Here is a 21,736-nt window from a genome sequence, read left to right as displayed (position 1 = left end):
TCCGTTATCTCCCTAGCCCTACAACATTATTTGTCGAATCTATTCTCGGCAGTTCTGTACAAGTACATCACATGGGTGAAGTCACCCTTCAAATAAACCCTAAAAGTCTTGCCCAGAAACTTGAAATCACTTCCGACCGAAACCAAACTCTTAAACTCTTTCACGTTTTCTTCCCCGACCCAGTAGGCATACATGGCGTCGATCATCTCATCAGACTTGATGTTACGTGGGGTGCGGTATTCCACATTCATACTTTTACCGCCCGCAACTAAAGTGGTATAGTCAAGGTAAAAGCTTGTTTGTGGGTGACTATCATATTCCTCACTCAGTCCTTGCTTGGCTAACCAGATACCTTCCTTGGCTTCTTGAGCTGACTGCCAAACAGTAAAGGAAGCCATACCGTGATCAATAGTTCCTTGTGTCAAATACTTGGAAGCGAGTTCTTTAATTTTGCTGTAATGAACATAGTCCTCGTGTGCAGGGAAAATATTCATTCCGCCGTCATCGCCCACAGAATAGTCAACCCCAGTTAGATCAGGTTTGTAAGGATCACGTTTAGTATCATCTTTCAAGCGAACGACAATAGCCGCAGCTTCAGCACGAGTAACATAACGATGCGGATAGAAGTTACCGTCGGGGTACCCTCGCATTACACCTGAGGAAAAGGCGTACCCAACTTCACAGGAAACACAGTTACCTGCTGTGAAATCAGTGAAGTCTTTAATCGCATGTGAAGCAACATAATCTTCATAGGTCTTCGAATGTGCCTGATCGTACTGGAGCAACCAATGCGAGATCAAATAAGCAACTCGTTCACGAGTTAATTGATCTTTGAAAGCATCGCTTCCTTGTTTAAACACCATATCGAATGAATGAATGAGTCCCATATCATAATACATGTCAATAAATGGCTTGGCCCAATCTGAACCCTCGCCTTGTTGAAACTTAAAACTGTTCTTGATAGTAGCATCTTTCAAAAAATTGTACCCTTCTGGATTAATGTCACGGACATGCTGTAGAAACTTTTGATTCCAACTAATGATTGTGTCATTACCAGAGCCACTGGCGTCCCCAATAGTCCTGAACATCAAAGCCATGAATTGCTCGCCTGTGACGATATCGTCTGGGCGGAAAGAACCGTCGGAGAAGCCTTGAATAACACCTTGACGAGCGGCGTCTGTGATTACACTTTCAGCCCAGTGACCTGAAATATCCGAAAAAAGTGGTGTTTCGATATATAAGTTGTAATATGCATCTTTAGGAGCCTGTATAATAAAATCATAAAGGCCCTTTTTTGCATCCTTAACTGTAATTTTATTCCTCCAAGTAGGTCCGTTTGCAGTTATTAGTTTTTCTGAAGTGGTTGAAGTAATTTCACCTGAACCAGGATTCGACATACTCACGCTAAATGCAGCATCATACCCCTCAATGATAAACACTACTAATTTCTGATCTTGTGCCAAGTCGAATGTTTTAGCCACCGATACAGCAGATTTCGTATCTGCTGCAGAAACGGTAGACGCTACGTTCATTGCAATGATTAAAGCAAGGAATAACATAAAATACTTTTTCATTTAATATCCCAACCTTCCTTTTAGTAAATATTTGTTGCTTTCAGTGCATTTCAATGAAATATGCAAAGATTTCAGGATCGAATTGCTCTTTGTCTTTTAACATGAGTCGAATCGCTTCATCCCTACTCAATGCCTTTGAATATGGTCTATCTGATGTCAAAGCAGAATACGTGTCTGAAATAGCTGCAATACGTCCTGGTAGAGGGATTGATGTTCCTTTTAATCCCTCTAAGTATCCAAACCCACCAAATCGCTCATGATGGTACTTCACAATGTCAAGTATGACTTGCGGCATTCTTAGTTCGCTCAACAAACGATAACCATCTCTTACATGATCCCTCAAACATTCGCGCTCTTCCAGAGTGAGAATGTCTTTACCTTTTAACACTTCGTCCGTCATCCCAATTTTGCCGATATCGTGTAACAAGGAACCAGCATAGTATAGATGTGTATTTTCATAGTCGAAACGATTTGCTAACTGGAAAGAGAATTCGGCCATGTGAAGTGAATGGGCAGCTGTCAGCGGGTCGCGAATATTTAAACAACTAAACAGCGCTTGTATGACTCTCATGATCTCGAGATTTTCGTTTGTTTTACTCCAAATGATCTTTAAATCGTCCATAATGAAGCTTTCGACCTTTAGTTCAATTGTGATAATATTCACCCTCCCGCATCTGCTGGGATTCCTTAAAGCTATCCAAGCAATAATAGTTGTATATATATATGTATATATACGATAATTATATTATATATTAGAATTAACCAAACTCCTAACTTTTTTAACTATTTCTTTGTAAAATAAACCTCTTGCACAGCGGGAATTAACAAGGGTTCATTTGAGATTCCTCCAATCCCCTCGTGAATTGTATCTACGATTGCCACTAGTGATGGACCTATGACTTTTTCTGTTACTGTACGGGTGATTTGTGTTGAAGTTGCAGCATTTAACGTGATTGAACAAGTTACCGTAGTTGATGCGATGGAATAAGAACAGGATGTTGGCTTTGTGTTAAGGTTTAGAATTGTACCCGCTTCATAATCCACGTAAAGCAATTCATCGACATTTACTGTTGTATTAAGGGAAATTCTACTTCCGGGGAGTGCCTTATTGTTATTGTCGAGAGCCATATTGGCGCGAAGATATTTATAGAACATATCCTGAGCTCGGGAGCCAGGTGTTGTTGTATCCAATTTGAAGAAACCTTGTGATAGTTGTACTTTATCAATAGAAAGTGAACCGGCATGGACGGCTGTATTCAGATCATTTTTAAGCTTGTTTTGGATGTTATAGAGCAATATATAGTCAAGGCAAATGACCATAACAAGAATGCTGAACACTAGAGCGATTAGAGTAAATACCATAACTGCAATTCCGCCGCGCTCGTTTCTTAAAATCTTCAATTTCATCACTTTTCTTCACTTCTTCCGTAAGCTTCAAGATAGAAAAAGCCAGGATCCTCAGTTGAGGAAACGCCGAAGAACACCATTAATTTCGCAAGGTCCGAAGCGGGGTATTGAATTATCAATTTGACAGTTGGATCAGCATCGAATTTCCCTACTTTTGTCATTGTACTGCCTGTGAATATCGGATACGACACTCCACCTTTAGTAACCGAAGGATATCCGATGGCAGCGAGTTTCGTTTTCGTATCCGTAATGATTGCAGGCGATAAATATCCTGTTGTCTCGACCATTTGCAGTGCTCGGTCCTTGATGTCATCGAGCTTTGCTTGACGCATTATAAATACAAATAACGTTACCACCATTACTGTTATACATAAGAATATCGGGAGAATAATAAGTAAAACGATCATATCTGTAACGCCTTTTTGGTTCCCGATTGGTTTTCTTAGCGTAAATAGTAACTTGCTCACTGCTCCTCCTCCTTCAATGTAGTTTCATATAGGGGGGTAGCCCCCCCTTGCTTTTTTTACGGTACAGGCTTATAGCCATAAGAACGCGCTTGTGTCTTTAGACGATCGTATCCGTCTTGAACGCTTTTATTCACTCCGTTATTTCCGAGAAAAACCCATGAACATAAACCGATGAAAATTATACTCATTACGATGATAAGTGCTGGTTTCTCCATAACGCTTACGGTAGCGCCTGTCCCGCGCCTGGGCCAACGGAACCGCTATAATCGAATGTGCTTGTTTTCATATTAACCTTTTGAGTGCCGGTGTTAACGCCTGCATTAATTCCATTCCCACTGTTATACATATAGAACCCAGCTGCAACTAGAATGATAGTGATGATGACGGGCAAAATTAGTTTTTCCAAGTGTATCTCTCCTTTAAATTTTAATTTAAATTAAGCCAACCATTTCTCCATAACGGATAAACATAACTGAAATACAATCGCATTAGACTTGATATAATTCCCGACATTCAGGCCCGAATAGATAAACCGACGACGACTACAATGATCGCTATAACTATGAATAGAAACTGACTGACCACCATATTTTTTCTCCTTCGAATGTGTATCGAGCTAAGGAAGCGTGTGCCCCGCACCCGGAGCCACGGAACCACTATAATCAAATGTGCTAGTCTTGGTATTCACTTTTTGAGTGCCAGTGTTTACGCCTGCATTAATTCCATTACCGTTGTTATACATGTAGAACCCTGCAGCTACTAAAATGATTGTGATGATGACGGGCAAAATTAGTTTTTCCATTGAAAGAACCTCCTAAATTAGTTAGTTGCATTAACGATTTTATTTTTTACGTTTTGTCCACCCGTATCAAGTCCAGGACCGATTCCATTCGAATTGTTGAAGATCCAAAAACAGACACCAATTAGTATTATTGTGATTACTACGGGTAGAATCAATTTTTCCACGTGGTGTACCTCCTTCCTAGAATATCTGTTGCAGAATCGTCATGAAGCTCCTATACCACGGTAGCACTACAAGAGCTCCTGCTACCAAAAATGGTATCAAAATGATAAATGTCACTCGAAGCGGCGACGCTTCGATTTTTTTCTTTATATGAAAGTCGCGCATGGTGTCTATGTTTCGAATTTGCTGATGAAACAACTCAATAATCTTATCTTGAGGCGCGTTCCAACTAGCTAGCAGTGTATTCGTAACTGGTAGGACTTCATTAATGCCCACTTGATCGCCGAAATGGTTTATGGCCGCCCGCGGATTATCCATCCAATCGATCAATAAATCATCAACATATGGCTTTAAAACTTTGCACGTTCGCCCTGCCCTTCGGATTGCGTAGTACAACGGAATCTTGTCTGTAATACAGACAACGAGCCGATGTGAGAACTTTACAATCTCTTCGGCCAGCACTTCCCTACGTTTCCGTGCGAGGAAAAAAACCATAAGTGTTGGGCTTGCATAAGACAGTAATATCAATACAATAAACGGTAAAATAGGAAATGGTAATGAATATCCGACCAAGCTGTTCTTAATTGAATAAAGAAAGAACAGAATGAATCCAATAGCAAGAGGCAAACATGCTTGCGCAAGACGATAGTGGAATACTTGCATTCCATATGGATAGCCTGCCGTCTTTACCCTTCTTGCTATTTTATAGTTCGACTTTTTTTCATTTTCTTTCTTCTTTATCGTTTCGTACCAGTCTCTTGCATTTTGCCTGCGTTTGTTTCTAGCTGATGGCAGACGGAGCCGTTTTCTAAACTTAATGCTGAGTACGATAGGTAATACAGCGAGCGCCATTCCTAATGTGAAGATGACGAGGATTAACCACATTAACAAAGGTGTCCTCCTCCCTTCCTACAATTTTTTTCTTCCCATTTGCATTGCACCGAAAAAGGATATAAAAAGTACAACAATTGAGAGAGTAACAATTTGAATACCCGCTTTGTCGTGGAAGTAGTATTTCGCGTTGATTGGATCCATGCGAATATTAAAGTAAACCACAAAAGCTGATAGACCGATCATGAGTATTGTTCCCCACTTATATGTCGTTAAAAGCGTGATCCGTTTCTCTTCGTTATACATGGCGTTTTGCATCTCGTTTATAAGTTTGAAGAGGGATGATGTTATATCTACTCCTGTATCCATGTGGGTAATCAATATATCTGCAAAATAGTGCGCCCAGTCATTTCCGACCCTTTCGGCGAATTGAATTAGTGATTTTTCTGGTTTTTCTCCAGTTTGCAAGTCCATAATCAATCGATTCCACTCGCTCGAGATTTCAAAAGGGACTGTACGAGCTGACTTATAAATCGCTCCCTCAAGATTATCCGCTTCGGTAAAGTAACCTATAAAATTTTGAACAGTTGGTATCATCACCGATGCCATTGCAAGGTTCTTTTTTTGATACATAGACCAACACCACAAAAGTGGAATGCTGGCGAACAAGATTCCTATGATCGCATCATAAAGGGGTGCTGGCATGAATTTGTAACATGCTAAAAATATTACAATTGCAATCAATAAGCATATGCTGATTATGTGGACCGCCGGTATTCGAATTTCTGCTATGTTTAAATACTCGTCTAGTTTCGTAATAATTGGATGCTGCAGAAAATTACTTCCTTCGGCGTTATCCACTCTTCCTTGTTTCCGTCTCTTTTCATAAAATCGATTTCGCCTTAATACCATCAAACCAACTGCAAGACGGCTGACAATTGGATTCACGATAAAGAGCATGCCGATCATAAAGACCACTAGAAAAGCAATTTTTATGAGCAGCATTTAGTAAAGCCCCATTTCTTCAAATTCCTCTGGAGTAGCACCGTAGCTCATCATGTGTTCCATGAGTTCGCTACTGATTATGTGCTCGGTACGATCCCATGATTTATTCTGTAAATTCCATATAAACAGAGGTCTCATTAAGATCTCACCATTCTCGGTCGGAACGATCTCAGTGATTTCCGTCATTACTCGTCGGTTTTTATATTCGTTGATTTTCACGAATCTTTGGTAGATGACGATATTGAATGCTCGTCCTATCCGATTTTTCAACATTGTATCATCGTGCGATCGACCGTCTTGCTTTACCATATCCATAATGTCAGTGACGATCATGCTACGATATTTCGAGTGAAGTGAGACCATTGTGTCGTGCCCACGCAATGCGGCCTGTACCGCTTGTGAAGCCTCAGAGCCTCTGATCTCTCCTACAATAATTCGGTCAGGACTCTCTCGTAGAAGTGGTTTGAAAGCATCTTCCATCGAGATGTTTTGATCTGGTAATGCTTGGAACGGTACGATGTTCCTCCCTGGTAAACGCTCGTGCAGCATCATTTCAAACTCAGTCTCTAGAGTGAGAATGCGTTCCATAATTGGAATTTCTTTAGCCAAAGCATATAGAGTTGTGGTCTTTCCAGTTTTTGTGCCTCCAGCAACAATAATTGAAGCGTGATACTTCACAAGTAGCGAAAGCAACGACGCCATTGGATTATTTAATGTCTGCCGATCTATGAGCGTTCTCAAGCTCGGATCTTTTAAGATGAAGTTCCGAATGGCGATCGTCGGAAAAGCAGAATATGGTGCTTGCGTCATGGTAAGACGAGCTTTATTGTACATATAAGTGTGGCAAATAGGGTGCTGTTCGTTTATTCGTGCGCGTCCATACAAGGCAAGTCGTTCCTGAAGGCGGATAACTTGTTCAACAGTATCAAATCGCCTTTGCACTTTTACTGAAACCCCGTCTTTCATGATATAAATATCGGTGTTATTAACTTGTACTTCCTCTATATCTTTGCCCTTGTATAAATCCTCGATGTATCCAGCGCCAACCGTCAATGCGAATACTGCGTCTGACAAACTCATCCTTTCTTGAAGCTGTCCAATTAACGCATAAAGCATCTTGTCATTAATGATCTGTTTTATGAGCGCCTTAACCTTCTCTTGCGCGGTTGGATTTCCAAGGCCAGCTTGATGAATCATTTCTTTGTGCTCATCCTGCTGTTCAGATGTGCCTTCAGTCGATTTCAATTGATCCTGAACAATCTTGACCACTTCATCGAGTGTGCGGTGTAAATATCCTCGGTTGGTTTGTTCCTTACGGTTATATTTCATCTCACTTTGCAGATGTTCAACAATACTGAAATTCTTACGCTGCCTGCGAGTTGGTAATGACCCGTTCATATGACTCCTCCTTACTTGAACATGCCGAGGAAACCACTCGACCAAGTCTTTCCTTTGAATACCGATCTTTTATCGTTATGGAGCGGGACTAGCTCGATCTTTGCTCTCTCAGCAATCCATGATGTCAATTGCAAAATGTTTGTCTGGAACTCAAAAACTTCTTCTCCTGTATTTAGGTATAAAGGTTGGCCATAGTTAATAGCCTTAATACCCGCACCTTTATCAACATTTTGAATCTTCGTAATAATCTTCGAGCCCATGCTTTTTTCTATTTGATATCCCTCTAAAGCAACTTTTGTGTTGCGGTTCATGACAAGATGAAAATCATTCTCCGTTAGACCGTAATGCTGCCATACACTATTGAACCAATCATTCCATGAGGATTGATAGCTAGTAATGATGGGCTGAACCACAACAATCCGATCGTCGGAGATTTTCACACTTTTTAGTGTTGCTGCTTGATCCGGATATGTATGAACGTCTACAAGGGTCATGTCGAAAGTGTTTCTTGCTACTGACAACAGATGTTCGACTTCCTCCATTGTGATCTTCTCTGCCCATTCTCGTCGTTGAATGCCGGTGAGGATGTATAGATTGCCAATTCCCTTAAGGTGGCTACATGCCTTCATTAGGGTATTTGGTTCGAGAGTTCCCGAGTCGCAATCCGCTTGGATCAGCGGGTATCCTTTATCCGAGGTCACATGTAAATGATCGCGAATTTCGGGACTCTTTAAATTAAAGTCGACCAGGAGAACCTTTTTCTCAGGAGCACGCATTGCCATACAAATAGCAGTTGAAATAGCTATGGTTGTCGCACCATCTTTTGGAGAAGCTGACATGAAGGTTACAACTCTTCCCGCATCCCTTATTTCCTTTGGCTTGTTGTGTTGCATCATGCGATTTAAAATTTCTTCAGATAGTTCAATTTCTGTTAGACCACTTGGGATTAACGATATACTTAGATCGATACTTATTCGCTTGATGATTTCTCGATACAAAGAATCTGTTGTATCGGATAAAATGACGATAATTCTGCATTTTTCGGAAGTAGATGATCTGAGATAACTCATCCATTCCCAAGGGTACTTCTCAGAAAATATTTCCTCTTGAACAAAAAAATAATCAATCTCTTTTCCTTGGCGATTCAATACCTTATCCAGCTCATATTCAGTAAAAGCAAAGTTTGTATCTTCTGCTTTTTGGTCGATTGAGCTCACGGCATCGGCTATTTGGGGCTTCGTAAGAGCGAATACGATTTTCACTTTGTCGAACCTCCTCCGCTTACTTTTGAAGTAGTTGAAATTGGATTTGTATTAGATTGCTGGTCATTTCCCGCCTTGGTTGTTGTATTCACATTTGGAGACGGTGTGGCACCTGTATTGGAATCGTTTTTAGATTCATTTGCTTTCTCTTTTGGGAGCGAGGCAGATGGTACTATTATTCCGAATGTCAAAGATGACGAGGGAATACCTAATTTAATGGTTCCTTCTTTGGCACCTTGTGCAAAGAAGGAATAATTTTCTGGCGACATAATGAATGTTATATACGAAGGTTGGCCAGAAGCATTTTGCCGATAGCGCTCCGCATTTGTTTCGTCATTTTGAGCGGGTGTTCCAGGTAATGTTAGAGTAGGATTATTTGGTGCGCCCGTATCCCGTATCTCTTTACCTTCTTGGTCCTTTACATATGCGACCGTTATTCCCTCTATCAGTCGTTTACTAAATACCTTCTTCAGATCCAACAACTTTGTCGGATCAGCTGCGATCAGTCTAGCTTGCTCAGTTTGGTCTATTTCTTGTCCAGATGCATTGAATAATTTCGGGCTCGCGTACTCCACCCACACGTCCACTTTGTCACCGCGGCGAACCATGTTGTTAACTGCTCCGACAAAATCCATTTTAAAACCGATATACTGTTCCTCGCCTTTTGGGTAAAGGTTATCCTCACCGATCTTCCATGTTAGAAATTCTTCGGCTTCCCCTATCGGTATAATTGCCCTTTTCCCGATGATTTGCTCTCTATCTAGAATGCTGTTTGCCATATGTTGTACAGTAGGTATCGAGACTGTACGAATCATATTTTCCGTGATAAGTTCGCCTGCTTGAATCATTTTTACAGGCTTTACTGTATCCATCATTGTTACGTCTAATTGATATCCCTTCATATACTTAGCGAATCCAACAGCGCTGCTACCTACTAATAACAGCCCGATGATCACAGTTATCCATTTACGCATAACATACTCCTTCCTACCAAATTATATTTTTTTCGAGTCTGCTTCATCATCCAGAGATTTCATTTGCTGGAATAGAACTTTCAACTTAGCGCCAAAGCCATATTGTTTCTTTATAAGACCAAACATTTCTTTAGCCACCACAGCGCGTGCCATAGGTTTAAATGGAGAAGACAATTGATTTTTCAACTTTGAGTCATCCCATGCCATCTTACCTTCCCATAATAGTTTAGTAACCATCGGGCCTATGTCGGGTATTTCTGTTAGGACTGGGAGCAATACTGCTTCTTTCCACTCTGATTTCTTTATATACTTGTTCCATTTATTCCCTATCACTTTTATCTGCTTGTCAGGATAGTCATTCTTAAAAGTATCAATAGTCTTGAAGTGATGATTTAGTTGGATGGGGTCACCATCTGCAACAATCCATATTACATCAGACATGCTGAGAATCATTCTACATTGTGCATCGTTATAGTTTGATGATATATCACACAGGGTAACTGGATATTTATTTGCAGACAGAAGTAGTTTCATGGTCTGTTCTTCTGTCCAGTTTGGCGTTGGATCTACGTTGGAAGGAATCCAGGTTACTCCGTTGGTATACCAATTATTTTCCTGTGATATATATCCATTTGTTTGTAGTTGTTCTGCCCAAGACTTCCAATTGCTAGGTGCATTTTTTTCGCCATACATTAATTCGTAGTAGGTAGAACCCACAGAATTTAAAATAGGCTCAAAAACTGCTACTGGAACCTTATTCTCCCCTAGCATGCGAGCTAAGTTTGCAGTTATAAACGTCGCTCCGGCTCTTGGATATAGACTAACGATCGAAACAAGTGTTGAATTGAAAAGGACAGGAACGTGTACGGTTACAATTTTTTCTTCGATTACGATGCGCTCTTTAATTTTTTGCAACTTAGCCTTTTGCTGTTCCGCAGTGTGCTTTTTAGTAGGCTTTTCCACAATAGAAGCTTTGGCATGTACTTCCTTTGCCAAAGCTTCCTCCTCGATTGGTTCGACCTTACTGAATACATGATCCAATACGATTTGGTGTTCCCTTTCGAAAGATTCACTAGCTGTTCCGTCGTGATCTCGCGTATCTTGTTCGGATAAATGTTCTGATTCCTCGGGTTCGTATTGGTCTGTGTACTCCGGGTATCTAACACTATCTGATTCGATAGGTTCATTTTTTCGAACTGTTGAAGGTAATATGTTTGTATTACTGATTGGAATTGACCTTACTGCTGTATTTTTATGCCGTAGACGGGCTTCCAAAAGGCCGGCATCTAGTTCGTCATAACTGACACAGACGTTTCCTTCCACCAACATTTTTTCGATGAAAGAATCCTTATCCCGATGATGGATAAATAGAAAATTCGTCTCTGGCGAATCCCTTTTTACTGTCTGATACAGATTCAAAAGCGACTCCTGTGACTCAACGACTGTCTCGGGAAGGATAATAACGTCAATTTCATCGATGGAATTCCATTGAGGTAAGAAAAAATCAAGTCCTTCTAGGGTTCGAACACACCTGCCGTATTCAGCCAGTTCTTCCTCAATCCATTCCATGAAATCTTTATCATCGTAAACGAGGAATAGCCGTTTCATAATTCCACCTATCTTTCATTAATTCCAAATATCAGTACTTCTTCTTTTCATGTCTCCCAACGTATCCAAATCTCATTTGTATATATATTACTATAGTGGTATACATGAATTGACTGGTCACATTTCATTATTTTTTCCCCAAGTCATAGTACATCTTTTCTCTGTCCTGATATACGAAAAAGCCTTGAGCTAGATTCACTTTGCTATTAAACAGATCTTCATCCGTTACAAACCAAACTTTACCCATTTGGACATTTTCAAGTTCAAACACCTTATTAGCGATTTCCGCTTTCTCATCAGTAGATACTAGTATGATTAAAGTTGCCCCTGGTTCTGATTGTTCAAGATATTGCTTGTAAAACAGTGCCTGGTGATGCAATGTTTTTAACCACTTATCTTCTTCTCGATGGCAAATAACATAGAAGGTTAATTCTTTTCCTTTTGGATTACGCAGAATATATCGAGCAGTTGGAATCTGCTGCTGATCCTCTACCGTTAGAAGTGGATGAAATTCAAAATGAATTAAGTCGAAACTATCATTCAAATTAATGTATAGTTCATTTGTGACAATATATCTCATTTTCGCAAGCATAGTAGTCGGCTTGAGTGATCGAGGATCTCGAGTGCCAAGGTTTATACCGAATCGGTACTTGAGTATATCAGCGCCGCTAGCTCCTAGTTCATAAAAACTTGGTTTGTTCTCTTGTGCGTTCGAATAGCTCGACCATTGTATTTTGCGAAGCAACCCGTACTTTATAAGTTTATTCACTCTGTTTCTGGCTGTATGCCCCCGCTCAGTATCATTAAAAAACAAGCGATCAATTTGTGATAATGTCATCCAGCGATGTACGAGCATGAACTTAGTGATTTCGATATCCCGTTCGGTGATCCAACCTTGTTCGATTTTTTTTAATATATAAAAATATTCGTGACGTGTTAGAGGGTCTAACTTCGTTACATATCCATATGGATCATCGTACAACGGTTTAATTTGAACTCCGGTTTGTGGTGATTTTATCAAAGGCGATACGAAATGCTGCATCGTTCTATTCCTCCAGACGACTTAGTAGATCTCATGAGGAAAATTAACAATACGGCTCCGCATACGTCTACCATTTTGGTCGATATTTTTAATAAGAACAGATACTTTTTTTCCAACCAACGATCCATGGCTTGGAACTTTTTCCGGGAACCACGCAAGAGACTCGACTCCAGGCTTTAACTTTACAAATATCCCCACGTTTTCTACGACGCTTGTAATTACACCGGGATAGTAGTTGCCTACTCCAAAGGTTTCATGGATTTTATTCCAAGGATCAACCAGAAGGTCTTTACGTGAAACCCTTACTTGTTTCTTCTCCCGATCGATACTCGTAATCTTAACAGTTATTTCCGTGCCGATAGGCAATAGCTTTTTCCCAGATTGAGTCCAGTCATAGTCGTAGTCTTGGATGGGTAGAACACACGCAACACCTTTAACAAGGATATACAATCGTTCATCCTCAAACCCTTTAACCGTACCAGTGACAATGTGATTCTCTTGGGCTGTTTCCCAAAATTCTTCTTGCATTTCGTTTAATGCTTGCACTCTAGACAGAAGAACTATCCCTTTTTCTTCGTTAAAGACTTCATATTCGTTGGGGTCCAGATTCATCTTTTTAACATCCAAAACCATGAAATCAATTTTGTGATCGATAAATCCAACCATTGAACGGTACGTCCGACTATCAAATTGGCCACCATAAATAATTCCTTTTAATCCATTGTTTAATCCAACAATAGCGCATTGTACTTTCTTTCCGTCAGGCATCTCATGATTCTCAATACCAACTACAGTCCCTTGATGTATTTGTTTGCGGCGCAATGATGTTTTGTATTCTTGGATAGGATTGCTATTCAACACGTCGTTCATCTCTTTCATATCTAAGTCCTCTTTTCTTTAATATATATTTGGTATTTATTTACCTCATTTAATTTACTTATCCCGATAACTTCGACTTCTGTGTTATTACGATCAATAGCTACGAACTTTTTTTGTTTAAAATAACTATCTACAGTACGTTCGTCTATTTCCGTTTCCCACTCAATCTTGTATACTCCATTTCTAGCGACGTCGATACTGGAAAGATCGACTTGAATTTCAATTAAAGACTGCACCGCATCCTCATGATGCTCTCTATTGATCTCAACCAATAACGCTTTTACTGTCCCATTTTTCATTGACCAATCCTGAAGCAATCGCGGTTTCTTACTGTCTAGATGCTTGATAATCTCCAGCAACGGGACCACTTCGTACATGTAAAGGCAGTAGTTGTAAAATGTCTCAATATTCTCTGTGCTGCATGAAGGGTGTGTAATTACAAAATCGAGCTCTTTTATAAGCGTACCATTAGACAATAGAATACTCCTATCTTTCATGATCTAGAAATGTCATTCCCAAAAAACTTGTACAGAATAAAAAACACGTATATATACTAATATACTACTATACTATCATATTACTATACATATATAAATAAATACCGATTTATTTAATTCTTCTCAAATGACTTGGTGGAGATACACTTCTGCCTTCTTTCCTTGATTGAGGCTGCTGACGCACATCATCGGTCTGTTTGAGGATAAAGACTTCTTTTCCGTATCTATCTGTTTTTAAGAAGAAGGAATACTCACGATCTTCATGAAAAATGGAGAAATCTTCGCCATATACGGTACCCTCTTTCACTGTGTTGATCACGTAGCTGAGAATATCCATTGCATTTTCATCTTTTCCATCATGGATTTCTACTTCTGGATGACTATGAAGTTCACGTAATCCTTTAGTTGAAAATTTCCCAGTTGTACCTGTTGTCGGGTTTGTATGAGAAATAATTGAAGTACTCTCGATTTCCATTGAAATAATGATATGTGCCAGGTTGGATTCATCGATGTTGAAATCAATTGATCTGCCTTGAAAGTTCCAAGACATGTTGATATCAAAATCGTGGACGTATATCCGATTCAAGATGGCATCGAATAGCTCCAGGTATATTTCAAAGTCGCTCTCCAATATCATATCGTTATACCCGTAATGATGTAGTCCTTCTAAACGAACATTAAGTATATTGTCATCCATATCGGTAGTAACAATGGGTTCTAGTGATGGATCATAAAATTGGGGCCGCATGACGCTTTCCTCCTCTCATTTCGACTGTATTGTAATTATATATCCCTTCTCTGTTTTCTCAAAATTTTTTTATAGATTATTTTCGTATTTTTTTTCGTATTTTCTTCTATAATTTCGGTTAATAGATTTTTACATAAACAAAATAGCTAGCTCTGCAAAATAATATTGCAGATGTTAAGTGAAAATAAAGACTTTAGACTTGAGATGTTGATTTGACGCGGTTTCAAGGTGGAAAATCGGTAGCTTTTGAAAAATAAGTTATATACTGATCCATAAAAAGAATCAGCATCGAGCCAAGACTTGAAAATAAAGTCTTTGACTGCTGCTGGCTTCAATTGAGCTAACGTCTCCCGAGGGAGCGTAACAGAGTATAGGCACAAGAAAGCATCAACGAATGATGGTGCTTGTTAAAGACTTTGCTTTTTTAGTTTTCGACTGAATAATAAAGCCAAAATCACCCAAAACATAGCACCCAATATAAAAGGAATTAATCTAAAGTTGTAGTTAATTACATCATCCATACCAAGAAGTTGTTTGAAAAGGAATTGGATATTTGAAATTATATTCGCAATTATTTGATAACTGCCTTCCGTTACTTTCCATCCTAAATCGTCAATAATCCAAGCCAACAATGTTAATATTGAATAGATAAATAAAGACACTAAGCTCCATTTAACATAACTCATTCATGAAAACTCCCTCTTAACTGAAATTATCTATAAGGCGTAACAACTTAGGTTAGAGTTTCGAAAATTAGTGAATCCAATTTCAGCCACTGTTTAGCTCTAATTTATGGTGAAACGTGCATGATATTATCGTTTTAGACGAACACTTAGAGCAGAACAAACTATATTGTTTCGATCCGCGTTATTTATACAAGCAGATGACTCAAACTCTTTACCTATCTTTACCTTCTCAATATCGCCTTTATATTGAAAATTGAGGAATTATCAATTTTTACTGTATATCATATTACTGATGTATATGTTATATTAGTGATTAATATACAGACATATATAGAAAATAGAAAGTAGGATTGATCTCTCTTATGTCAGACGAGTTGAAAATAGATTTTAATACACCGGTTGGTAAATATTTAGAAGTAATGGTGAGTAGATTACCCAATGCAGCGAAACTTGTTATCCTGGCATTATCAAAAAAGGCTTACAATAAAGAAGACTTATCACTAAAAGCAGGTGTGCGACGCGGGGAATTGAATTTCGCAGTATGCTGGGTTGAAGGTCTCGGGTTAATTGAATTCGATAAAAGTGGTCGTCAAAAGCTATATAATCTCACTCCACTAGGTGTAATGGCATACGAAAAGTTTAATGATTTGTTTCAGGAGCTCAAAGAAGAAAGGGATTAACGAACGGGATTTACTCCGTTTCGTTAGTCCCTTTATTTTGTCTTATTTCATTTGTTTCTTTTTTAATTTTTTCAGAAAGCTTCAAGGCTGCCGAACTCGTTACATTAGCTTGAGCATATGACTTGCTGCCTACTGTATGCACTTCTTCTGCAGGTATTACTTCGTCAATATATTCAGTTTTTGTGGACGTGTCCTCTGGTACAGGAGTTATTTCCTTAGCTTCGACCTTACTATCTCTCACCGCTACAACAACCATTTCCTCGGAAGTGAGACCTCCCTCCTCTTCCGTATCGGCGTCCCAAGTAGAATTTCTGATTTTGGTTGATCTTGAAGAATCGCTATTCCCGGAAGATCCCTTCGTTACTGTCTCACGGTTAGAATCTATTCCTTTCCCATCTACTTGATTGAAAGTTGTTGTACCCTTCTCAACTTCTCCCTTCTTCTCCTGTGCTTGCTTTTTAATTTTGTTTAGCAAACTCTCTTTATCGCTACTCGCTTTTGTTGTCCCTTTATCTTCGGCAATTTCTTTCTCAGTAATAACTGCTGTCTTTGTGATGTCAAGAGTTAGAATATCTTCATCAGAATTGCTGGAGACGGCTAATGCACTAAACAACTTCCTAGGCAACGGATGTATAAGTCCAATTACAGGATCTAGGCGAAGGTTGTTATGTACACCACGGAATAGACATTCCCCTGGTTCAAAGGTTTCAGGGTTAAATCCTTTTAGTTTTAATATTTTAGAAGGCATTACTGTATACCGTTTTTCTTCTTTAATTTGAGTTTTAAAACCTTCAGTGGACATTTCATCCGTACCTGAACTCAAACCAATCATATACTCCTCACCAAACATATCCGCAAAGTATTGAGCATCTTCATTACCTAAGCCGGCCAGAATGAATTTTTGAACAGCATTCTGTTTCACCATTGCTCCAAGTCGCTTACTTACATCTTCAAGCTGCTCGTTTCCTTGATGGATTACATTTACGAACACCTCAAACTCCCGAGCCATTTCTAGGAAAGTTGAGAATTCTTCATCAGCAAACATTTCAATTTCATCGACCGTTACTTGATGAGCTCTAGGCTTTTTACCTTCCTCAAGTTTGCGTCTAAACGTGCTTGCGCGTAATAGATTAATATATAGACGACCAACAGTGTATGTAAGGGTTTGTAGTGTCCCGTAAGCCCCATTCACTAGTACAACATCCCCATTTTCCAATGCATCATCAATATTAAAGGTGGATGGTTGACAGAAGATTCGCTGAATGTATTTACTGTCGGTTAATTCAGTTAGATAATCATAAATATTTGAGTACAAAGTCATAGTCTTCTCTTGCATCGTTGGTGTGCCAGCCATGTTTCTAGTGTATTCCAACAATAAAGGAACTTGATTCTCTTTCCCCTTCATTCTTAGTTCCGATAGTACCTCAACGCGATAATCATCACCAATAGGCTGAATCAATCTATTCAGTTCCATATAAGTCACATCGTTACCATAAGCCAATTTCAATGCTTTAATTGCTACCCGAAATAGATTCGTTGATCTACTTTTGAAGAACTGGACTGCATCAGGACCAAGATATCCATGGAATGCAGAAACATTCGCTTCTATCATCGGTTCGATATCACTACCTTCAGGAACAAAAAGCGGATTAAGCGAATCAGACTGAGCGTACTCAGGATCAAGTCTATAGTATTTCCTGCCGGTTCTATCCAAAAAGTTCGCTAAACGTCTAATAAAAGATCCTTTGGGTTCAATAATCGTAGACCCCATATAATCATTAAGGATATCTTGAGTTACAAAGTTAGTTATCAATAGAGTTTTACCCGCACCAGTACCACCTATTACTTGGCCGTGTTGAGCACGATCTGATCTATTCAAAGACATTAATTGACTTTGACGTTCTTTAGTAGGAATCGTATGAAATAAATCCAAATTACAATCTTCCGAATAATAGCGCAGGTGGCTCAAGCATCCTTTTTTTGAAAGGTCGATACCTTCAATTTCCTCAGATATCTCCTTTGCTGTGTGCCCCTTCTCAATTGAACTAGACTTCCTTCCATTTTCATTAGCCTCTGCCTGTTCTACAAGCGTAGTTAGTTTATGAAAAACTGTTTTCTTTGAACTAAGATTCATGGTGTAGTGTAAAGTAGCAAAAACTACGCCTATTAAAAGTACCAGAGTTATAGATGTACCAATTCCAAAGGAACAGAATCTCATAATAATCTGCCCTAAGGCTAATACGCTAAATGCGTTTAAAAACGTCTGAATAGCAGGTTTTGCGTATTGGTTTTTAAATAGCGCCGGACATGAATAAATGATGTGGCCTATAAAGCATGGGATAAGAAGCGGAATTGCTCGGTAAAACACCGGACCAGTTAATCCATAATATTGATCCTGGTACTTCCCCACTAACCATAAAAATATAACCAATAATAAAGTTAGCACCGTGAATGCTTGGATGTTCCACATTGCATTTTTATTAGCCGGATCCATTGAGAATCGCCGAATTCCAATGTAAATGTTTTTAAAAATGAATGCAAATGCGTGACCAAGAGCTGAAAATATGCCTCCGAGTATCATTCCTAGAAACTTCAATCTAACAACTCCATTCATGTATATTAGTTAGTATATTGAATTACTAATATAAATATATATTAGGTTGAGAGAAATGTCAGTAAGATCTCATTAATACCCATTCAACTTCCTCTTTCTCTTATGATTTTGCGGATTCTCCTTTCATATACTCTGCTTATCTAGAATATTCTTTAATCTCCCAGCACTGGATCGTCGCTCACTTCTTCACTTATGACTTACATAGAACAAACAGTTAATCCCTAATGATAAACTTGTGACTTACATACCACAAACAGTTAATCCCTATTGACACACTTGTGACTTACAAACCACAGTCAGTTAATCCTTAATGACACACTTGTGACTTACAAACCACAGTCAGTTAATCCTTAATGACACACTTGTGACTTACAAACCACAGTCAGTTAATCCTTAATGACACACTTGTGACTTACACACTACAGTTAGTTAATCCTTAATGACACACTCGTGAACTACATACTACAATCGGTTAATCCTTAATGATATAATTGTGACTCACATGCCGTATTGGTTAACCCCTGATGATACACTGATGTCTTACAAACCATAATTGGTTAATCCTTGGTGATCTACTTGTGACTAATTTCTTATCGTTTATTAATCATCATCACTGCACTTGTGACTCACACATCACGGTTGTACTCACACCGTAACACCTTGTTAATCATCAACGGGCCACATGTGACTGAGAGGAAACATACTGTTAATCATCAACGGGCCACATGTGACTGAGAGGAAACATACTGTTAATCAGCATTGTTCTACTTGTGATTCACACAAACAAAAACGTGACGTCTTATCCTTTATTGTGTATCATATATGGTGAGTGATAGACATGTGAATGATCACAAGTGATGAAACCGGGGGAAATACGTACAGGTAGGGGAGGGGAATGTCAGTTGAATATTGAAAAGGCGTGGAAAATCACGGAATTCGCCAAATTGATAGACAAGCATTATAACACTGTCGACAAGTGGTTTGTTCAGCTGGAGGATAAGGGAATTCACTATGTGAACCGTGTAGCTGGAGACAAAGTTTATGACGAGATTGATTTAGAAATAGGAAAGTATATCAAAGAACGCAGGGATGAAGGTTTTGCATTATCAATAATATTTGAACAATTGCCAGATGTTTATGATTTGCGAAAATTCCCCGATGATTGGGATAGTGCGAATCCTTTATTAGACATAGATACGATGCGAAAAAGCATGGAGAAGAGATTTGAAGCACTTTTAGAAGAGAAACTTAAAGATGCGACTGAGAAAATTCTGAAGCTCGCAACAAACGCAGCGGCTGCACAAATGGAAGAAGATATAAAAAAGTTGTTGCCCGCGCCTAAAACACCGGAAGAACTTCACAACGAAAAAGTTTCTGAAGCATTAACTAAAATCAAAGTTGAAAAAAAACTTGAAGATAAAGCGTTAGTTGAATGGAATTCCAAGCCAGAAGAAGTGCGCTTGAGAAAAATCGGTTGGTTCAAAAAAGAAGAAAATTGGGCTGATCGTGAAGCATTTATTAGGTCGTACATCCGTGATAACATCGAAAAAGCACTGAAAGAAGAATATGGCGTATGATCTTTTGTCTACGACGATCCTATAAGTGGGGGATGGGAGTAGAAGCGGAGAATAAGAGGGACCTGAACCCTTAGTTTACAAATTAATAACGCATCGGTTATTGATGCAATAATTGAATCAGTAACTGCATCTATAAGATTCAATATAAAAAAGAACTTTGTCCCGTTCATTACAAACAGGAAAAAGTTCTTTTTGTTATTCCTACTTATTTATAATGCTGAATGGATCAAAGCCTGAATTGTTATTAGCTTCTTTTTCTTTCGTTTCATTCTGAGCGAAGGGATCATCACTATTTGAGGATGCATTGCTATCTTGTTTTTTTCTAGCAAAACCCGTTAAAGCTGATAATGCAGAATCTTCCTGTCCGAAAATATCATCTGATTTCTCTTGAGCTTCTTTTGCTTTTGCTACTAGAGTTTGCACTCTTTCAGGAAGACCGAGGCCGGAGACTATTGTATAAATTGAAATGTCTTCACCTTTTGGATCTTCATACGCAGCAACAGGCTTTTCCTTCGCCATAGGTGATAAATTTTCAATTGTACTCTCGATTGAGTTAATGAATGACATTGAAAATATTCTCTTGGCGACACCTGGAGAAGCAACCATACTTACAGAAATTTTGCTAGATTTGCTTAAGTTGTAACCATTAGAAAGAGTTCCATTTTCAATGCTCCTTCTAAATGCAGGAAGAAAGGTCCCCTGATTAGATGTATCAATTGCCCCAGTTGCAAACTCCAGTTTACTAATTGATATTAATCCTGGTGATTTCAATGTGTTCAATAGTTCTGAGCTGTCAAAATGATATCCAGCAATCGGATTAAAACTTGCAGTTACAACATTAATCTCATGTAGAGCATTTGCAATATACTTGTTGCTGTAATCTAGGTACTCCGAAATGCTCGCATTTGGCTGTTCCTTGATCAGATCATCGTAGAGTTTCTGATTATCTACAACCAATATACACCCTAGATTTTTCATAGCTTGTGCAAGCATTTTTAATCGATCAAGTGCATTTTCGATTACTGTAGATCCTTCATTGTCCCGCGGCAGAGTAATCATTAATCCGCAGCGATCTTTATATCCATTTGCATATAACATGCGAATAGCCTCTAGAATACTGCCTGTTCCTGTACCACCTCCAAGACCGCCCGTCACCCAAATGAAATCTCTGTCTGCAAAGTAACTTGTAGCTTCTCTTTGGATAGCGTCTTTGTTCTTTTTAAAAGCTTCTTCTCCGATCGCAATGTCTCTGCCGGCACCTTTTTCAAACCCTTGTAACTGGAATTTGCGTACATTGCTATGTTCTTGGAATTTACGAAGGTCTATTTCATTTGTATTAATCAGAAGAGCAGTATAGGGATTGTGATTATTAGTAATTTGGGTTCTAATTGTTGCACTCTCATATGCGATCGAACACCCGCCCATACCCAAACCAAGGAAACCATATTTTAAGCTAAGGTCCAAATCATTACGTGTTAACACATTTCTCATTTTCCGCAGCTCCGTTCATAAATTGGATTTTT

General features: G+C 39.0%; 22 protein-coding genes. 2 read left to right on the top strand and 20 right to left on the bottom strand.

Annotated elements, in window-relative coordinates:
* Nucleotides 1-26: 26 nt before the first annotated feature.
* The 18 genes from AC58P7_RS14755 to AC58P7_RS14670 form a co-directional block, all read right to left on the bottom strand.
* Nucleotides 27-1,574 (bottom strand): S-layer homology domain-containing protein, encoded by a 1,548-nt coding sequence (locus tag AC58P7_RS14755; protein WP_497344011.1) that lies wholly within the window; start codon nucleotides 1,572-1,574, stop codon nucleotides 27-29.
* Nucleotides 1,575-1,614: 40 nt separating this feature from the next.
* Complete coding sequence (locus AC58P7_RS14750; RefSeq protein WP_497344010.1) at nucleotides 1,615-2,238, bottom strand: HD-GYP domain-containing protein; 624 nt, start codon at nucleotides 2,236-2,238, stop codon at nucleotides 1,615-1,617.
* Between the two features lie 119 nt (nucleotides 2,239-2,357).
* Nucleotides 2,358-2,981, bottom strand: coding sequence for a TadE/TadG family type IV pilus assembly protein (locus AC58P7_RS14745; RefSeq protein ID WP_497344008.1), 624 nt, complete (start codon nucleotides 2,979-2,981; stop codon nucleotides 2,358-2,360).
* Nucleotides 2,981-3,448: a hypothetical protein gene (locus AC58P7_RS14740; RefSeq protein ID WP_497344006.1), complete on the bottom strand. Its 468-nt coding sequence runs from the start codon at nucleotides 3,446-3,448 to the stop codon at nucleotides 2,981-2,983. Before AC58P7_RS14740 ends, AC58P7_RS14745 begins: the two co-directional genes overlap by 1 nt.
* A 220-nt stretch (nucleotides 3,449-3,668) precedes the next feature.
* Entirely contained in the window at nucleotides 3,669-3,854 is a 186-nt protein-coding gene (locus AC58P7_RS14735; RefSeq protein ID WP_497344004.1) for a hypothetical protein, read from the bottom strand.
* A 210-nt stretch (nucleotides 3,855-4,064) separates the two neighbouring features.
* Nucleotides 4,065-4,250 (bottom strand): hypothetical protein, encoded by a 186-nt coding sequence (locus tag AC58P7_RS14730; RefSeq protein ID WP_497344002.1) that lies wholly within the window; start codon nucleotides 4,248-4,250, stop codon nucleotides 4,065-4,067.
* A gap of 17 nt (nucleotides 4,251-4,267) precedes the next feature.
* Nucleotides 4,268-4,414, bottom strand: coding sequence for a hypothetical protein (locus AC58P7_RS14725; protein WP_497344000.1), 147 nt, complete (start codon nucleotides 4,412-4,414; stop codon nucleotides 4,268-4,270).
* Between the two features lie 16 nt (nucleotides 4,415-4,430).
* Nucleotides 4,431-5,303, bottom strand: coding sequence for a hypothetical protein (locus AC58P7_RS14720; RefSeq protein ID WP_497343998.1), 873 nt, complete (start codon nucleotides 5,301-5,303; stop codon nucleotides 4,431-4,433).
* Nucleotides 5,304-5,321: 18 nt separating this feature from the next.
* Nucleotides 5,322-6,248 carry a type II secretion system F family protein gene (locus AC58P7_RS14715; RefSeq protein ID WP_497343996.1) on the bottom strand — a complete coding sequence of 309 codons (927 nt, stop codon included), beginning with the start codon at nucleotides 6,246-6,248 and terminating at the stop codon, nucleotides 5,322-5,324.
* Entirely contained in the window at nucleotides 6,249-7,646 is a 1,398-nt protein-coding gene (locus tag AC58P7_RS14710; RefSeq protein WP_497343994.1) for an ATPase, T2SS/T4P/T4SS family, read from the bottom strand.
* An 11-nt stretch (nucleotides 7,647-7,657) separates the two neighbouring features.
* Nucleotides 7,658-8,908, bottom strand: a complete 1,251-nt coding sequence (locus AC58P7_RS14705) for a CpaE/TadZ family protein (protein WP_497343992.1) — start codon at nucleotides 8,906-8,908, stop codon at nucleotides 7,658-7,660.
* On the bottom strand, nucleotides 8,905-9,882 hold the full coding sequence (locus AC58P7_RS14700; protein WP_497343990.1) for a CpaB family protein: 978 nt from the start codon (nucleotides 9,880-9,882) through the stop codon (nucleotides 8,905-8,907). The genes AC58P7_RS14705 and AC58P7_RS14700 overlap by 4 nt, the downstream gene beginning before the upstream one ends.
* A 21-nt stretch (nucleotides 9,883-9,903) precedes the next feature.
* On the bottom strand, nucleotides 9,904-11,451 hold the full coding sequence (locus AC58P7_RS14695; protein WP_497343988.1) for a CpaE/TadZ family protein: 1,548 nt from the start codon (nucleotides 11,449-11,451) through the stop codon (nucleotides 9,904-9,906).
* Nucleotides 11,452-11,617: 166 nt separating this feature from the next.
* Nucleotides 11,618-12,532 (bottom strand): replication-relaxation family protein, encoded by a 915-nt coding sequence (locus AC58P7_RS14690; protein ID WP_497343986.1) that lies wholly within the window; start codon nucleotides 12,530-12,532, stop codon nucleotides 11,618-11,620.
* Nucleotides 12,533-12,553: 21 nt separating this feature from the next.
* Nucleotides 12,554-13,411 carry a S1 RNA-binding domain-containing protein gene (locus AC58P7_RS14685; RefSeq protein ID WP_497343984.1) on the bottom strand — a complete coding sequence of 286 codons (858 nt, stop codon included), beginning with the start codon at nucleotides 13,409-13,411 and terminating at the stop codon, nucleotides 12,554-12,556.
* 2 nt (nucleotides 13,412-13,413) lie between these two features.
* Nucleotides 13,414-13,788, bottom strand: a complete 375-nt coding sequence (locus AC58P7_RS14680) for a hypothetical protein (RefSeq protein ID WP_497343982.1) — start codon at nucleotides 13,786-13,788, stop codon at nucleotides 13,414-13,416.
* Between the two features lie 229 nt (nucleotides 13,789-14,017).
* A complete protein-coding gene (locus tag AC58P7_RS14675) occupies nucleotides 14,018-14,656 on the bottom strand; it encodes a hypothetical protein (protein WP_497343980.1) in 639 nt (212 codons plus the stop codon).
* A gap of 407 nt (nucleotides 14,657-15,063) precedes the next feature.
* Nucleotides 15,064-15,342 carry a hypothetical protein gene (locus AC58P7_RS14670; protein ID WP_497343978.1) on the bottom strand — a complete coding sequence of 93 codons (279 nt, stop codon included), beginning with the start codon at nucleotides 15,340-15,342 and terminating at the stop codon, nucleotides 15,064-15,066.
* A gap of 362 nt (nucleotides 15,343-15,704) precedes the next feature.
* Between AC58P7_RS14670 and AC58P7_RS14665 the strand changes: the two genes are divergently transcribed.
* Nucleotides 15,705-16,022, top strand: coding sequence for a hypothetical protein (locus tag AC58P7_RS14665; RefSeq protein WP_497343976.1), 318 nt, complete (start codon nucleotides 15,705-15,707; stop codon nucleotides 16,020-16,022).
* Between the two features lie 10 nt (nucleotides 16,023-16,032).
* Here AC58P7_RS14665 and AC58P7_RS14660 read toward each other — a convergent pair whose 3' ends face one another.
* Nucleotides 16,033-18,618, bottom strand: coding sequence for a type IV secretory system conjugative DNA transfer family protein (locus tag AC58P7_RS14660; protein WP_497343974.1), 2,586 nt, complete (start codon nucleotides 18,616-18,618; stop codon nucleotides 16,033-16,035).
* A gap of 920 nt (nucleotides 18,619-19,538) precedes the next feature.
* Between AC58P7_RS14660 and AC58P7_RS14655 the strand changes: the two genes are divergently transcribed.
* Nucleotides 19,539-20,213, top strand: coding sequence for a hypothetical protein (locus AC58P7_RS14655; RefSeq protein WP_497343973.1), 675 nt, complete (start codon nucleotides 19,539-19,541; stop codon nucleotides 20,211-20,213).
* 201 nt (nucleotides 20,214-20,414) lie between these two features.
* Here AC58P7_RS14655 and AC58P7_RS14650 read toward each other — a convergent pair whose 3' ends face one another.
* Nucleotides 20,415-21,704 carry an FtsZ/tubulin family protein gene (locus AC58P7_RS14650; RefSeq protein WP_497343971.1) on the bottom strand — a complete coding sequence of 430 codons (1,290 nt, stop codon included), beginning with the start codon at nucleotides 21,702-21,704 and terminating at the stop codon, nucleotides 20,415-20,417.
* Between the last annotated feature and the right edge of the window lie 32 nt (nucleotides 21,705-21,736).

Source organism: Paenibacillus sp. J22FR5, from assembly GCF_059691975.1.
The sequence above is the reverse complement of the archived record's forward strand: the minus strand, read 5'-3'. Positions and strand labels throughout refer to the sequence as shown.